We start from the raw sequence: 14460 nt of genomic DNA, 5'->3' as shown, positions 1-14460 counted from the left end.
CCAGGACACCGCGACCGGTGGAAACACCGGGCACTGGTTCCGCGCGCCGGACGGCGCGACAACGGATACATGAACATCCTCATCGTCACCGCGCACCCCGAGCCGCGCTCCCTCAACGGCGCGCTCACCGCCTTCGCCGCCGCCGAGCTGCGCCGCGCCGGTCATGACGTCCGTGTCTCCGACCTGTACGCCATGCGCTGGCGGCCCGGCGTCGTGGCCGGGGACTTCCCCGGCCACGACCCGGACGAGCGGCTCGACGTGATCGGCGCCTCCGGCCGCGCGTACGCCGAGGGACGCCTGGCATCGGACATCGCCGCGGAGCAGGAGAAGCTGCTGTGGTCCGACGCGCTGATCCTGCAGTTCCCGATGTGGTGGTTCTCGATGCCGGCCGTGCTCAAGGGCTGGGTGGACCGGGTCTTCACGCACGGGTTCGGGTACGGCGTGGGCACGAAGGGCCGGGCCCTGTACGGCGACGGCACACTCGCTGGCCGCCGGGCCATGGTGTCGCTGACCATCGGCGCCGCCGAACGGTCGTTCTCGGCGCGCGGCGTCCACGGGCACCTGGACGACCTGCTGTTCCCGATCCAGCACGGGCTCCTCTACTACACCGGCATGGACGTGCTGCCGCCGTTCGCCGTCTGGGACTCCATCGAGATCGGCGAGACGAGGTTCGCCGCGATCACGGAGGCGTACGCGGCGCGGCTGCGCGCCCTGTTCACCGACGAGCCGATCGCGTACCGGCCGCTGGCGGGCGGCGACTACACGCGGACGATGGAGCTGCGCCCTGAGCTGGATTCCGGCGCCGGCGGCCTCGCGGTCCACGTCAGGCGCCACGGCCCCAGATGAACAGGCCCGCGCCGACGGAGAGCACGCTGAGCAGGCTCGACAGGGTGCGCACATGGTTCCACGCGGTCCACCGGGAGGAGTAGTCGGACCAGACACGTGCCGTCTCCCCGGCCGACGGCCGCGCGGCGTCCAGCGCGTCGTTCATCGGGATGTTGACCGCGAAGCTCGGCACGAGCACCCCCAGGACGTACACCGCCGTCGCAGCGAAGAAGAGCATGCCCGCCGTGCGCTGCCCGGAGACGAGCAGCAGCACGCCCGTGACCGCCCCCGCCACCGGCATCAGCAGGAACGCCATGAGGAACAGGGGATTCTGGATCTTCACGTTGATGGCACGCATCGCGGCGATGGCATGGTCCGGCTTGACGGCGTCGAGCCCGATCATCACCGATATCGAGTAGGCGAAGAAGACTCCGGCCAGCGCGGCGGCGAACAGCAGCGTCGCGGTGGCGGAGAGCCCTGTCAGGATCTTCATGCCGCTCAGTGAACCGCCGGCCGCGGCGCGGCGACCATGGCCGAGACGCTCGTGCGCATGTCCGTGCGTCCAGGTCCGTCGACGAGGCACTTAAAGTGAGCGCATGGATCCGCTCGCGCGCCTGCTCGACGGGCCGAGGGCCCGGGACGCGTTCCTGCTGCGGTCGATCCTGACACCGCCGTGGTCGCTGCGGATCGAGGACCGGGCGCCGCTGACCGTGGCGTCGGTCGTGCGCGGCGAGGCGTGGCTGGTGCCGGACGACGACGCCGCCGTACGCCTCGGTCCCGGCGACGTCGCCGTCATCCGCGGTCCGCACCCGTACACGGTCGCCGACGATCCGGCGACGCCGCCCCGTGTCGTGATCCACCCGGGGCAGCGCTGTGCCACGCCGGAGGGGGAGTCGCTGTCCGCGGCCATGGCACTCGGCCTGCGGACCTGGGGCGACCGGACGGACGACGCGGCCGGAGCCACCGAGTTGTTCACCGGCGTCTACGAGTTCGAGGGTGAGATCAACGGGCGGCTGTCGCGGGTGCTGCCGCAGCGCCTCGTGCTCCCGGCCGACGCCTGGGACTCACCGCTGCTGCCGCTGCTCGGCGAGGAACTGCACCGCGACGCGCCGGGCCAGCAGGCGCTGCTCGACCGGTTGCTGGACCTGCTGCTCACCGCCGTCCTGCGGGCGTGGTTCTCCCGCCCGGAGGCCGAGGTGCCGGGCTGGTACCGCGCGCAGGGCGACCCGGTGGTCGGCGCGGCGCTGCGGCTGCTGCACGGCGAGCCGGCCCATCCGTGGACCGTGGCCGCGCTGGCGGCACGGACGGGCGTCTCACGGGCCGCCCTGGCGCGGCGGTTCAGCGACCTGGTCGGCGAGCCGCCGATGACGTACCTCACCGATCTACGTCTGGCGTTGGCCGCCGACCTGCTGCGCGAGCCGGACGCGACGGTCGCGGCGGTCGCACGGCAGGTCGGGTACGGCAGCGCGTTCGCGTTGAGCGCCGCCTTCAAACGCGAGCGGGGGATCAGCCCGCAGGAGCATCGCGCCGCGGCGTTCGGCTGAGCGCCTCCGCGAGCAGCGGCGCGAGCGGATCGGTGTCGGCCGCGGGCCTGCTGCGTGAGGCGGACGTGACGGTCGGAGCGGTCGCGCGGCTTTCGAACGTGAGGTGGGGATCAGTCCGCAGGAGCATCGCGCCGCGGGGTTCGGCTGAGCGCCTCCGCGAGCAGCGGCGCGAACCCGTCGGGACGTTCGCGCGCCGGGAGCGGGTCGACGTAGAACGTCTGGATCCCGATCGCCTCGGCGCCGCCGTCGGCCCGCCGGTCGTCGCCCACCATGAGCGTACGGCCGGGGTCGGCGTCCAGCCGCGCGCAGGCGGTCTTGAACAGTACGGGATCGGGCTTGCAGTGGCCCTCCTCGTACGACAGGAGGACGGCGTCGAACAGGTCGGCGACGCCGTGGGCGGCGAGTACCGGCCGCGGGTCCCAGCCGACGTTGCTGACCACGGCCGTGCGGATCCCGTGCTCCTTCAGCGCGCGCAGGGTGGGGAGCGTGTCGGGGTAGGGCGTCCACGCGTCTGGCCGTGTACAACCGTCGTAGACCGCGTCGGCCAGCTCGGGCCACGGCCAGCCGGCGTGGCGGATCAGCCATGTGTAGGAGCGCCGGTGCGCGGCGGGCTCGAGGTCACGCCGCTCCCAGGTGGCGCGGATCTCCTCCGGGATGACCGCGGAGGAGTGCCCGCCCGGCAGCCCGCCGGACCTCTCCAGGCGCCGGGCCCACTCGTGGACCTCCGTCTCCGTCAGCTCGATCCCCGCGTCTTCGAGCAACGCGGCCAGCCGCCGGTCGGGCGGGCCGGTGACCATGAGAGTCCCGGAGAAGTCGAAAAGCACCGCTTCCACTGGTTCAGGCATGAGGCCGGACCCTACCGTCCCACCTCGGCGCGGCCGCGACGCGCCTCACCGGTCACGGCATGGACGGTGAGGCGCGCCGCCGGGGTCAGTCGCGGTCGGAACGGCCGCGCAGCCGCGCGAACAGCCGCCGGAACATGCCCGCCACCACGACCTTGATCATGGTGCTCGCCTTGATGGCGCTCGCGGGCTCGGCGGACGACGCCGGGGACGAGGCGGGGGCCTTTCCGGTCGCCTCGGCCGGAGCGGCCGATTCGCCCTTCTCCGCGGCCGGCGGTGCGGTCGGGACGGGCGCTTCGGTCTCGGTGGTGCCCGGGGACGTGCCCGCCTCGGACGGCGCGGCGTCGGCCGCCGTCCCGGAGCCCGCGTCCGGTGCTTCGGTCTCGGTGGTGTCCGCGGTGGGTGGTGCGGTCGGGACGGGCGCCTCGGAAGGCGTGGCGTCGGCCGCCGCCGGCTCGGCCGGAACCGCCGCGGCGTCCGCGTCGTCCGTCTTCGCGGTGTCGGCCGCCGTCCCGGAGCCCGTGTCCGTGGCGGGCTTCGTCGTGGCCGGTGGTGTGGTCGGGACCGGCGCCTCGGTCTCGGTGGTGCCCGCCGACGTGCCCGCCTCGGACGGGGCGGCGTCGGCCGCCGCCGTCTCGGTCGCCGGAGTCTCCGTCGCCGGGGAGGCCGCCGGAGCCTCGGTCGCGGGAGTCTTCGGGGTCTCCGTGGCCGGAGCGTCGGCCGTCCCGCTCTCCTGTTCGGCCTCGATGCGATCCCGTACCCGTGCCGCCAGGTCGCCCACCATCCGGTTGGACACGTCGGCCATGATGCCGCGCCCGAACTGCGCCAGCCTGCCGGAGATCGTCAGGTCGGTCTTCAGCAGGACGCTGGACCCGCCGTCCTCCTGCGGCTCCACGCGCATCGTCGCGGTCGCCTTGGCCGTTCCCGATCCGCGGGCGTCCTTGCCCTCGGCGACCAGCACCGCGACCCGCGCGGTCTCGTCCTTCTCGGTGATCCGGGCGGTACCGGAGAAGGACGCCGTCACCGGGCCGAGCTTGATCTTGACCTTGCCCTTGTACCGGTCGTCGCCGAGGTCCTCGGTGAGCTCCGCGCCGGGGAAGCAGGTGGCGACGTTGTGCGGGTTCTGCAGGAAGTCGAACACCCGATCCGGGTCGGCGTCGACGTCGAAGGAGTTCTCGATGATCATGGGGGTCCTTCCGGGGAGAGAGGCCGTCGCCGTAGATCGCCTCCACGGTGCGCGGGGGAGCCGGGATCGTACCGCTACTGTCCGGTATGCGTGACGCCCGGGAGCGTGACCCGCGGCAGGAATCCCGGTCCTCCGGAGCGGGGAGGACGTCAACAGGACGTTCATCCATCGAGGCGAGGTCCGGTGACAAGGCCCCGGCGGGAAGAGACGCGGACGATCATCGTCGCGATCACGGGCGCCAGCGGCGCCCCGTACGGCCTGCGCATGCTCACACTGCTGCGCGAGCACCGGGGGATCGAGACCCACCTCATCGTGTCGCGCGCCGGGCGCATGACGCTGCGCCACGAGTGCGGCATGTCGATCCGTGAGGTGGAGGCGCTCGCCGACGTGACGTACCGGCCGGGCGATGTCGGCGCGGCCATCGCCTCCGGCTCCTTCCCCGCCGACGCGATGGTGGTCGCGCCCTGTTCGATCAAGACGCTCAGCGCGATCGCCTACACCTACGCCGACGACCTGATCAGCCGCGCCGCCGACGTGTGCCTGAAAGAGGGCCGCCCGGTGCTGCTCCTCGTCCGCGAGACGCCGCTGCACCTCGGGCACCTGCGGGCCATGACCGCCGCGGCCGAGGCGGGTGCGATCATCGCGCCGCCGGTCCCCGCCTTCTACGCGCAGCCCGTCTCGATCGAGGAGATGGTCGACCACACGGCCAGGCGGGCCCTGGCCAGAGTGGGCGTCCGCGAACTCGCCCCCCAGCCCTGGCAGGGGGAGATCGGCGGGAGCCCGGCGGACCGGTGAGGCATGGAGGCCACCGCGCCCCCGGCCGCGTCAACCGATCGCGCGAAGAGTGCCTCCGGGCCGACGGCGCAGCCGTTCCACGGCCTCCGCCGTCGTCTCGTCGGCGGGCAGCAGGACGACCAGCTGCTGCGCGTCGGCGCGCGGCAGCTCCAGTCGTTCCCGATGCCACCGCAGCTCGTGCGCGGTGTCGTGGTTGAGCCGAAGCGGGACCCGCGGCGGGGGCAGCTGACGGTCGAGCCGCCGGGTGAACTCCTGCCCGGCGAGAGGGGCGAGCTCGGCCTTGAACCATTCCGCGGTCTCCACGGACGGTCCGAGCCACAGGTCGAAGGCCTGTTCGTCGGCCACCTGGTGCCAGTCGGCGAAGAACGTCCGGGCCCGCGGGTCGGTGAACACGTAGCGCGTCAGGTTCGGCTCCGGGGTCTCCAGCAGCCCGCTTCCGCGCATCACCGCCTCGAACCCGCCGGTGTGCGCGAGCACGTCACCCAGGCGGTTGGTGACGAACGCGACCGCGGGTTCGAGGAGCCGGAGGGTCGCCAGCACGGTGGGACGCACGTCGCGGCTGAGCGGCTCCGGCCGCTGAAGCCCGGTGCAGGCCCCGCCGCTGATCTTGGCGAGGTAGCGCAGGTGGTCGCGTTCCGCGGCATCCAGGCTCAGGGCGTCGGCGAGAGCGTGGACCACGGCGGGGGAGGGGTTGCGGTCTCGTCCCTGCTCGATGCGGGTGAGGTACTCGACGCTGATCCCGGCGCGCGTGGCCAGGTCCGAGCGTCGCAACCCCGGGGAGCGCCGACGGCCGTGCTCGGGGAGCCCGTACGACTCGGGCTGGATGCTGTCGCGCTTCGCGCGGACGAAGTCGCCCAGTGGCGTGCCCATGGCCGGAGTCTAGGCGCGGCGCGAATGCGCGAGAACGGCGCAGGGTGGCCCTGTGGGGGCCAGCCTGCGCCCGGCCTGGCTGCCGCCGCGGCGGCGGCGGACCGTGGAGCACATGAGCGAGAAGCACACGTTGGTCATCATCGTCGGGAGCGTCCGCGAGGGCCGGTTCGGGCCCGTCGTCGCCTCCTGGGTCGCCGAGCAGGCACGCGCGCACGGTGGGTTCGACGTCGAGGTCGTCGACCTCGCCGACGTCGAGATCCCGCTGTCGTTGCCGGCGGCGTCGCCGAAGTTCGCAGGCGACTCCTACCCGCGCCCCGAAGGGATGGCGCCCCTGACGTCCCGCCTGGAAGAGGCTGAGGCCGTCATCCTGGTCACGCCCGAGTACAACCACAGCTACCCGGCCTCGCTGAAGGCCGCCATCGACTGGCACTTCACCCAGTGGACGGCCAAGCCGGTGGCCTTCGTCAGCTACGGCGGCGCGGCCGGAGGCCGGCATGCCGCCCTCCACCTGGAGAACGTCCTCACCGAACTGCACGCGGTGACCATCCGCGACGGTCTGGCGTTCCCGAACTACTTCACCGCGTGGCAGGACGGCCGGCCACTGGACCCCGAGGCGCCCGGGTACGCCAAGGTCCTGCTGGACCAGCTCGCCTGGTGGACCGCCGCCCTGAGCGCCGCGCGCGAGGCGAGCCCGTACCCGGCCTGACGGAGCGGCGACACCGCCGAGTCGGGAGCCGCACGGTGGTGTCGCCGCGCGACCCCCCTGTCCTGGCGGACGTCAGTCGGCGAGGGCGGGTCTGGTGACGATGTCGTCGGCGAGCGGGGCCACCGCCGCGATGATCTGGTCGATCGTGGGGTCGGGTACGCCCGCTCCGCGCAACGCGTCCACGAGGTGCCCCGCGACGAGGTCGAAGTGCTCCTGCTCGATCCCCCGTCCGCGGTGCACCTTCTTCATCGGGGCGCCGGTGTAGGTCATCGGGCCGCCGAGCGCCGCGCCGAAGAACTCCACCTGCCGGCCCTTGAGCCGGGGCAGGCCGGTGCCGACGAAGAAGCCGGAGAGCCGGTCGTCGGCCAGGATCCGGACGTAGAGATCGTCGACCACGCTCACCAGCGCCGCCTCGCCGCCGATCGACTCGTAGATGGTTGGCTCTGCCACGGGAACTCCTTCGGAGGGACACGTCGTCGTGCGGTCCATGACAGAGCGCGGCCGTTACGTCACGATCAATCGGCCGTAAGCGGGATGAGACACTCCGTGCACAAGCGAGGGCCGGGCGCTGTGAGACCGGGAATAGGGGACACGCTGCGGTACGCGCGCCGAAATTGCGGTTAATTCCGGCGGGCGAGGTCAACCCGCGACCCGATCATGTGCCGATACGCGCTTGCGTGAATGGCGCGAGCATGTGCACGATGCCAAATGTCGGGAAAGGCGAACACCCAGAGGCGATTTCATGCGCGAACCGCGCCGGCGGTCGGAGGCGGCCGGCCCGCCTTCGCGCGTGCGCCGCGACAGTACGATCCGGCTGGCCACGCCATTGGCGGTCGCCGCCCTGACAGTGCTGGTCACAGCCCTGACGACGGCCCTCGACGCGTTCAAACTGCCGCCTTTCGCGCGGCTGGCGATCGTCACGGGCGGGTCGGTCCTCGCCGGGCTGATCGCCCTGGTGTCCCAGCGCGAGGCGCGCGATTCCGCCCGTGAGCGGCCGGTGCCCATCGGCGGAGCCGTCGCGCCCGCCCAGTTGCCTCCGGTCGTCGCGCATTTCACCGGCCGCGCCGAGCATTTGGCCAGACTTCATCAGGTGTTCACCGAACAGGCCGCGGGCAGGAAAGCGCGGGAATGGAGCGGGTGCGTCGTCGTCTCCGTACACGGGCCTGGAGGCGTCGGAAAGTCGGCGCTGGCGACGCGGTTCGCGCACGAGGTGGCCGGGCGTTACCCGGACGGCCAGCTCTACTGCGACCTCCGCGGCACCGGTGACGTGCGGGTGCGGGCCGAAGACGTGCTGACCGGCTTCCTGCTCGCCCTCGGCGTCCGGCTCACCACCGACCCGGGCGGCCTGGCCGACCTGCAGAAGTTGTGGTGGACCTGGGTGAAGGGCCGCCGCATCCTGATCTTCCTGGACAACGCGCAGTTCGCCGACCAGGTGCAGGCGATCGTGCCGCCCGAGACCGGCTGCGCCGTGCTCGTCACCTCGCGGCAGCCGCTCTACCTGCGCAACACCCTGGACGTACGGTTGCAGGAGTTCACCGAGCCGCAGGCGGTGGAACTGCTGGCCCGCCTGGCCGGCGACGACCGGGTGGCCGCCGACGCCGAGGCGGCCGTGCGCGTCGCGGCCCTGTGCGACCACCTGCCGCTGGCGGTCAGCATCTGCGGTGGGCGGCTCGCCGCGCGCCGCACCTGGTCGCTGGCCGAGATGGCCGACCGGCTCAGCGACGAGCGCCGCCGGCGGCTCGACGAGCTGGAGATCGACGGCGACCAGATCGACAAGAGCGTCCGCGCGACCCTGTGGCTGAGCTACGAGGACTGTACGGACCTGCAGCGGCGGCTGCTGCGGTCCTTCGCCCTGCTGTCCGCGCCCGACCTGCCCTCGTGGGCGGCCGGTTCGCTGCTCGGCACCTCCAAGCTGGACGGCGTCGACCAGCTCGAGGCGCTGGTCGACGCCCAGCTCGTGGAGTACTCCGGCAAGGACGCCACCGGCACGGGCCGCTACCGCCTGCACGACCTGGTCCGGCTCTACGCCCGCGAACGGGCCGAGCACGAGGACACCGGCGAGCAGCGTCGCGCGGTCATCGACCGTACGCTCGCGGGCTACCGTCGGCGGGCCGAACTGGCCGCCGCCGCGCGCTGGCCGCAGGACTGGCGCCGTCACGCGCGACGCGGCGAGCAGGACTCCGGCGAGATCGCCCCCGAGCCGTGGTTCTACGCCGAGCGCCTGACGCTCGTGGCCGGGGTGAACCAGGCGGCGAGCCTGGAGATGTGGGAGGAGGCCTGGCGGCTCGGCCGGGCGTTCTGCTCGCTGTGCCACTCGATGCGGCTGTTCTGGCAGGAGTGGCGGGCCGTGGCGGAGACGACGCTGCTGGCGGCCGGCCGGCTCGGGGACCGGCGCTCGGTCGGCATCGCCCTGATGGAACGCGCCGCGGTCTCGGGCGGGTTGGGCCGCGGTGACCTGGCCCGTACGAGCGCCGAGGAGGCCTTGGCGATCTTCGAGGGGCTGCGCGAACCGTGGTGGGCGGCGCGCGCGATGCGCACGGTCGGCGTCTGCCTGCGGGACGCCGGCAACCTGGACGAGGGGCAGCGCCATCTGCTGGCGGCGATCGCCGGGTTCGCCTCCGTGGGCGACCGCTGGTGGCACGCGCGCACGCAGCGCAACCTGGCCGAGCTGCGGCTCGCGCAGGGCCGGCACCAGGAGGCCCGCGCCCTGCTGGACGAGGCGCTCGGCGTCTTCGAGAGCGACGGCAACCGCTACTCGGAGGCGCAGACCCTCCGCGCGATGGGCGACGTCAGCGCCGCCGAGGCGGCCGACCTGCGGGCCCGCGGCGACGGCCTCGCGGCGGACGCCGCGTTCAACCGGGCGGCGCAGGTCCTGGAGCGGGCCGCGGAGATGTTCCGGCTGCGGCACGAGCAGTGGGAGGAGGCGCGCTGCCTGCGCGCCGCGGGCGAGGTCGGCGACCCGAAGAACGGCCTGCGCGAGCTGGCGTTCGTCCGCCGCGCCATGGACACGCTCGAAGGCCTCGGCGACACGTGGGGCGTCGCCCGTACCGAGCTGTCGGAGGGACGGGCGCTGAGCCGGCTCGGCCGGACCGAGGAGGCGGTCACCGCGCTCCGGCACACCGCCGGGACCTTCCGCGAGCTCGGTGACCGCTGGTTCCAGGCACGGTGCCTGCGCACGCTCGCGGAGATCCTCATCGACGCCGGCCGGCCCGCCGAGGCGCGCGAGCCGGCCGAGGAGGCCGTACGGATCTACCAGAGCCTCGGCAACGAGGTCGGCGAGGCGCGGGCGGAGCACATCCTGGCCAGGACGCGGCGGCCGGAGGAGGGCTGAGCTCCCGCGCGGCCGTTCGGGTCAGCGGGCGAGCCGGTGGAGCCAGTCGCGCAGGAGGGCGGTCTCGGCCGGGCGGAGCGGGAAAGCGGCCCCGCCCGCGTCGGTGAGGGCGGCGTCGAGGGCAAGGGCTCGGGCGGCGAGGCCGGGGTCCATGGCCGGGGGCGGGTCGGTGGTGATGGAGTCGATGAGGGTGTCGCGAGTTCTCGAGGAGATCTCCGGGTCGCGGTCCTCGGCGGGGGTGCCGACCAGCGACAGGGTGACGCCGGTGACGGCGGCCAGACAGAGGCGGGCGGCGAGGGCGGGCGGGACCCGGAGGCGGCCGGCGGCGGCGACGCGGTCGAGGAACTTCAGCAGGAGGCCGCCTGCCTCGTCGGCGGCGGGCGGGCGGCGGCCGGGACGGCCGGTGCCGAACATCAGCAGGTAGAAGGCGGGGTGGCGTAGGCCGAAGTCGACGTGCATGTCCCAGCCGCGGCGCATGTCGTCGACCGGGTCGTCGGTGTGCGCCAAGTCCTGCTTCTCGGCCAGGTATAGGTCGAAGCCGTGGATGGCCAGGGCCGCGAGGAGGCCGTCCTTGTCGCCGAAGAGCTGGTAGAGGGAGGCGGCGCGGATGCCGGCCGCCGCGGCGACCGAGCGCGTGGAGACCGCCTGGGCGCCCTCCCGTTCCAGGAGGTCGGCCGCCACCTCGAGGATCTGCCGCCGGGTACGGGTCTTCGCGTCGTCCACGGTTGCAATGCTACGCCATTCGGCGTATCACTGATACCGCCAGTGATACGCCGAATGGCGTAACGTCGATACATCGAGGGAGAAACCAGTGAATCGTGTCGGATACGGCGCCATGCAGCTCGCCGGACCGAACGTATGGGGGCCGCCGGACGACCCCGAGTCGGCGCGGCGGGTGTTGCGCCTGGCGGTCGAGCTGGGAGTCACGTTCCTCGACACCGCGAACGCGTACGGGCCGCGTACGGTGAACCGGCTGATCGGGGAGGCGCTGCGGCCGTTCCCGGAGGGGCTGATCGTCGGCAACAAGGTCGGTGCCGGGCGCGGCCCGGACGGGTCGTGGATCATCACCGACCACCCGGACACGGTCCGCCGGCAGGTGCACGAGGCGCTGGCCGACCTGGGTGCGGAGGCGAGCGAGTTGACGTACCTGCGGCTCGGCGGCGACGGTCCGGCACCGCCGAGCGACGTGCCGCTGGAGGACGCGCTCGGCGTGCTCGTCGAGCTGCGCGATCAGGGGCTCATCCGCCGCATCGGCCTGTCCGGCGCGTCGCCGGAGATGCTGGCCCGCGCGCAGAAGATGACGCCGATCGCGGCCGTGCAGAACCGCTTCAACCTGCTCGACCGCAGCGGCGTCCAGGTTCTCGCCGACTGCGAGGCGCAGGACATCATGTTCGTCCCCTACTTCCCGCTGGCCTCCGGGCGGCTCACCGGCCACGAAGAGCTGAGCGGCCCCGCGGAGCGCCTCGGCGCGACACCGGCCCAGGTCGCGCTGGCCTGGCTGCTGCGCCGTTCCCCCGCCGTGGTCGTCATCCCCGGCACGGCGAACCCCGATCACCTGCGCGCCAACATCGCCGCGGCGGAGGTCGCCGAGAACCTGACCGATGCCGAGGTGGCCCGCCTGACCGGCCTCGCCGACGAGTCAAAGGCCGTCATCGACCAGCCGCACCGATCCACGCTCGACGCGCTCAGATCCGCGGCGGGGAGCCGCCGCTGAGCAACCGTTCGGCGTCACGTTCGGCGTCGGGCCGGGCCGGCCGCCGGCATGGAGCGAGCGACGGCAGCCGCGCGGGCTCCGGGTCAGCGCGGGCTCCCCCACGGCACGGTCTGCCACGGGCCGCCGTCGGCCTCGGTGAGGGTCTGGTGGGCGGCCAGCGCCGCGTCGTATCCCTCGTCGTCGAGACGCAGCGCCTGCCCCAGCGCCCATGCCGCCGACAGCTCCGCCCACGAGCCGTACCGGCGCCGGCACCGCTCGCCGGCCTCGACGATCAGCCGCTCGGCGGTGATCTGGTCGCAGAAGTGCGCCTCCAGGCCCCAGCGCGCCATGTGCACCGCCCGGCCCAGGGCGTGGGCCGACGTGTCGCGGACCGGACCGTCCGGCGGGGGAAGGCCGTCGGCGCGGAGGCGTTCCTCGTACCGGCCGACCCGCTCGTCCAGGTCCGGCCCGGCGTCCGCGCCGCCGAGCAGCGCGTTCATCGTCCCGCGCCACTCTTCGGCGTTCGTGACCTCCCACAGGTCGCGCAGCGAGCGCAGGCCGCCGATGTAGTCGCCGTACACGGGGCCGGCGTCGTTCCAGGGCACCGAGGCCTGGACCGCGAGCGGCGCGCCGCACGCCAGGCCGAACGTCAGCGCCCCGTCGGGCGGGCCGTCGATTCTCGTGACGAGCCGTCCGCCCGTGGGCCGCACGGCGTCGCGCGCGGCCTCGGCGAGCACGTCGGGGGAGAAGGACCATTCGAGCGCCGGCACACCGCGGTTGAACAGCACCCGCCACTCCGGGTCGGGCCACTCGCGTACCAGCGTGGCGATCGACCGCATCAGGCACACGGTGTCGGGCTGGCGGGGGATCGCGCCCCGCGTGAAGACTTGGGCGTGCTCGCGGCCGTCCACGGTGCGCACCAGCCACTGGATGACGTCGTGCCGCCCGGCGATCACGTCGTCGGCGCGTCTCTTCGGCGCGAGCACGAACAGGTCGAGGTCGGCGAGCAGCCGCAGGTACGCGGTGGCGTCCCCCCGCGCCTTCGCCTCGGCGAGGCGTTCCTCCACCGGGTAGCGCGGCTCCCAGCGGGGCGGGCGGGCGTCGTCGAGGTTGAACCGCACCTTCCGGGTGAGCTCGTGACCGGCGCCGAGGGCGTGCTCGCAGTCCGCGAGCACCTCCTCGTACAGCGCGACGGCCTCGTCGAGCCGGCCCGTCTCCTCGTACAGCAGGGCGAGGTGGTTGCGCGACCGCAGGGTGTCGACGTGGTCGGGGCCGAGCACCCGCCGCCGCCCGTCGACCACCGCGCACAGGGCCGCGACGGCCTCGGCGTGTCGGCCGAGCTCGCGGTAGGTCAGCGCGACGTTGCTGCGGGACAGCAGCGTCGCGGGATGGTCGGGACCGAGCACGCGCTCCCGGTCGGCGAGCGTGCGTTCGTACGCCGCGATCGCCTCGTCCTTGCGGCCGGTGTCGTCGTAGGTCAGCGCGAGGAGGTTGCGCACCGCCATCGTCTCGCGGTCGTCCCGCCCGAGGATCCGCTCCCAGTCCGACACGACGCGTTCGAGCAGCGGGACGGCGTCGGCCGGGCGGTCCACCTCGCGGTAGGCCTCGGCGAGGTCGCGGCGGCACCGGACCGTGTCGGGGTGGTCGGAGTCGAAGAGCCGTTCGCAGCCGGCGAGCGCGTCCTCGAGCAGCGCGACGCCCTCCTCCTGGCGCCCGGCGGACAGGTAGACGTGCGCGAGCCGGATGCGGACCCGCAGGACGTCGCGGTGGTCCGGGCCGTACAGCCGCCGCAGGCCCGCCAGGGCGCGCTCGGTCAGCCCGATGGCCTCCACGGCCCGCCCGGTGTCCTTGTACATCGCGCCGAGCGTGGCCGCGGACATCAGCGTGTCCGGATGGCCGGGGCCCAGGACGCGCTCGCGGTCCTTCAGCGCCCGCTCGTACGCCGCGGCGGCCTCTTCCGTCCGGCCCAGGTCGTCATAGAGCGACGCGAGGTTGGCGCGGATGGTGAGGACACCCTCGTGGTCGGCGCCCATGGCGCGCTCGGCGTCGGAGAGGGCGGCCTCCATGAGCGGCACCGCCTCGTCGAGCCGGCCGGCGTCGCGGTAGGCGAGCGCGAGGTTGTTGCGGGCGCCGATGGTGTCCAGGTCGTCCGGCCCGAGGGTGCGCTCGCGGGCCGCGAGCACCTCCAGGAGCAGCTCGATGGCCTCGTCGACGCGCTCGGCGGCGGAGTAGGCGTCGGCGAGATGGTTGATCAGCGTGATCGACATCGGGTCGTCGCGGCCGAGGCTGCGCTCGGCCTGGGTGAGGGTCTGGATGCAGATGGCGATCGACCGGTCGAGGCGGCCCGCCTCGCGGTAGGCGGAGGCGAGGTTGTTCCCGGCGATCAGCGTGTCGTGGGCGTCGGGTCCCAGGAGCCGCGTGCACTCGGCGAACGCCTGCTCGCCCAGGGTGATCGCCTCGTCCACGCGCCCCACCTCGTAGTACGCGTGGGCGAGGTTGATCCGGCACGTGAGCGTGTCCGGATGGTCGGGGCCGAGCGTGTGCTCCGCGGTCGCGAGGGCCTGCAGGTCGTCCAGCACCGCGTCGTCCAGCCGGCCGCCCGTCCGATAGGAGTTCTCCAGGATGTCCTGGAAATCGTCTTCCACCACCGGGGGAACCTCCGTCGATA

Annotated in this window: 13 protein-coding genes; 6 read left to right on the top strand and 7 right to left on the bottom strand. The window is 73.4% G+C overall.

Annotated features, from left to right (window positions below):
• Nucleotides 1-69: 69 nt before the first annotated feature.
• Nucleotides 70-846 carry an NAD(P)H-dependent oxidoreductase gene (locus QSK37_RS12555; protein ID WP_285619971.1) on the top strand — a complete coding sequence of 259 codons (777 nt, stop codon included), beginning with the start codon at nt 70-72 and terminating at the stop codon, nt 844-846.
• Here QSK37_RS12555 and QSK37_RS12550 read toward each other — a convergent pair.
• The gene (locus QSK37_RS12550; protein ID WP_285566132.1) at nt 824-1318 is read right to left on the bottom strand and encodes an anthrone oxygenase family protein; all 495 of its coding nucleotides are present in this window, start codon (nt 1316-1318) and stop codon (nt 824-826) included. The two genes, QSK37_RS12555 and QSK37_RS12550, sit on opposite strands and share 23 nt — an antisense overlap.
• Before the next feature lie 103 nt (nt 1319-1421).
• Between QSK37_RS12550 and QSK37_RS12545 the strand changes: the two genes are divergently transcribed.
• A complete protein-coding gene (locus QSK37_RS12545; protein ID WP_285619970.1) occupies nt 1422-2369 on the top strand; it encodes an AraC family transcriptional regulator in 948 nt (315 codons plus the stop codon).
• A 110-nt stretch (nt 2370-2479) separates the two neighbouring features.
• On the opposite strand, the gene QSK37_RS12540 is transcribed toward QSK37_RS12545, so the two are convergent.
• Nucleotides 2480-3214, bottom strand: a complete 735-nt coding sequence (locus QSK37_RS12540) for an HAD family hydrolase (protein WP_285619968.1) — start codon at nt 3212-3214, stop codon at nt 2480-2482.
• 85 nt (nt 3215-3299) lie between these two features.
• The gene (locus tag QSK37_RS12535) at nt 3300-4397 is read right to left on the bottom strand and encodes an SRPBCC family protein (RefSeq protein WP_285619967.1); all 1098 of its coding nucleotides are present in this window, start codon (nt 4395-4397) and stop codon (nt 3300-3302) included.
• Between the two features lie 183 nt (nt 4398-4580).
• Here QSK37_RS12535 and QSK37_RS12530 point away from each other — a divergent pair, with 183 nt between their 5' ends.
• A complete protein-coding gene (locus QSK37_RS12530) occupies nt 4581-5192 on the top strand; it encodes a UbiX family flavin prenyltransferase (RefSeq protein WP_285619965.1) in 612 nt (203 codons plus the stop codon).
• 30 nt (nt 5193-5222) lie between these two features.
• Here the strand turns inward: QSK37_RS12530 and QSK37_RS12525 are convergent, their stop codons facing one another.
• Nucleotides 5223-6062, bottom strand: a complete 840-nt coding sequence (locus QSK37_RS12525) for a helix-turn-helix domain-containing protein (RefSeq protein WP_285619963.1) — start codon at nt 6060-6062, stop codon at nt 5223-5225.
• 112 nt (nt 6063-6174) lie between these two features.
• On the opposite strand from QSK37_RS12525, the gene QSK37_RS12520 reads away from it, so the two are divergent.
• Complete coding sequence (locus QSK37_RS12520) at nt 6175-6768, top strand: NADPH-dependent FMN reductase (protein ID WP_285619961.1); 594 nt, start codon at nt 6175-6177, stop codon at nt 6766-6768.
• Nucleotides 6769-6840: 72 nt separating this feature from the next.
• On the opposite strand, the gene QSK37_RS12515 is transcribed toward QSK37_RS12520, so the two are convergent.
• Nucleotides 6841-7218 (bottom strand): group I truncated hemoglobin, encoded by a 378-nt coding sequence (locus QSK37_RS12515; RefSeq protein WP_285619959.1) that lies wholly within the window; start codon nt 7216-7218, stop codon nt 6841-6843.
• Nucleotides 7219-7510: 292 nt separating this feature from the next.
• Here QSK37_RS12515 and QSK37_RS12510 point away from each other — a divergent pair, with 292 nt between their 5' ends.
• Nucleotides 7511-10099 carry an ATP-binding protein gene (locus tag QSK37_RS12510; RefSeq protein WP_285619958.1) on the top strand — a complete coding sequence of 863 codons (2589 nt, stop codon included), beginning with the start codon at nt 7511-7513 and terminating at the stop codon, nt 10097-10099.
• 21 nt (nt 10100-10120) lie between these two features.
• On the opposite strand, the gene QSK37_RS12505 is transcribed toward QSK37_RS12510, so the two are convergent.
• Nucleotides 10121-10822, bottom strand: coding sequence for a TetR/AcrR family transcriptional regulator (locus QSK37_RS12505; protein ID WP_285619956.1), 702 nt, complete (start codon nt 10820-10822; stop codon nt 10121-10123).
• Between the two features lie 88 nt (nt 10823-10910).
• On the opposite strand from QSK37_RS12505, the gene QSK37_RS12500 reads away from it, so the two are divergent.
• On the top strand, nt 10911-11813 hold the full coding sequence (locus tag QSK37_RS12500; RefSeq protein WP_285619955.1) for an aldo/keto reductase: 903 nt from the start codon (nt 10911-10913) through the stop codon (nt 11811-11813).
• A gap of 83 nt (nt 11814-11896) precedes the next feature.
• Here QSK37_RS12500 and QSK37_RS12495 read toward each other — a convergent pair whose 3' ends face one another.
• Nucleotides 11897-14440, bottom strand: coding sequence for a tetratricopeptide repeat protein (locus tag QSK37_RS12495; protein WP_285619953.1), 2544 nt, complete (start codon nt 14438-14440; stop codon nt 11897-11899).
• Nucleotides 14441-14460 lie beyond the last annotated feature (20 nt).

This window comes from Actinoallomurus iriomotensis, from assembly GCF_030269445.1.
GTDB classification, from domain to species: Bacteria; Actinomycetota; Actinomycetes; order Streptosporangiales; family Streptosporangiaceae; genus Actinoallomurus; species Actinoallomurus iriomotensis.
The sequence above is the reverse complement of the archived record's forward strand: the minus strand, read 5'-3'. Positions and strand labels throughout refer to the sequence as shown.

Coding starts and splice junctions, on each gene's coding strand:
- QSK37_RS12525 (WP_285619963.1), bottom strand. CDS start 6,062: ATGGGCACGCCACTGGGCGACTTCGTCCGCGCGAAGCGCGACAGCATC.
- QSK37_RS12555 (WP_285619971.1), top strand. CDS start 70: ATGAACATCCTCATCGTCACCGCGCACCCCGAGCCGCGCTCCCTCAAC.
- QSK37_RS12535 (WP_285619967.1), bottom strand. CDS start 4,397: ATGATCATCGAGAACTCCTTCGACGTCGACGCCGACCCGGATCGGGTG.
- QSK37_RS12540 (WP_285619968.1), bottom strand. CDS start 3,214: ATGCCTGAACCAGTGGAAGCGGTGCTTTTCGACTTCTCCGGGACTCTC.
- QSK37_RS12520 (WP_285619961.1), top strand. CDS start 6,175: ATGAGCGAGAAGCACACGTTGGTCATCATCGTCGGGAGCGTCCGCGAG.
- QSK37_RS12550 (WP_285566132.1), bottom strand. CDS start 1,318: ATGAAGATCCTGACAGGGCTCTCCGCCACCGCGACGCTGCTGTTCGCC.
- QSK37_RS12545 (WP_285619970.1), top strand. CDS start 1,422: ATGGATCCGCTCGCGCGCCTGCTCGACGGGCCGAGGGCCCGGGACGCG.
- QSK37_RS12510 (WP_285619958.1), top strand. CDS start 7,511: ATGCGCGAACCGCGCCGGCGGTCGGAGGCGGCCGGCCCGCCTTCGCGC.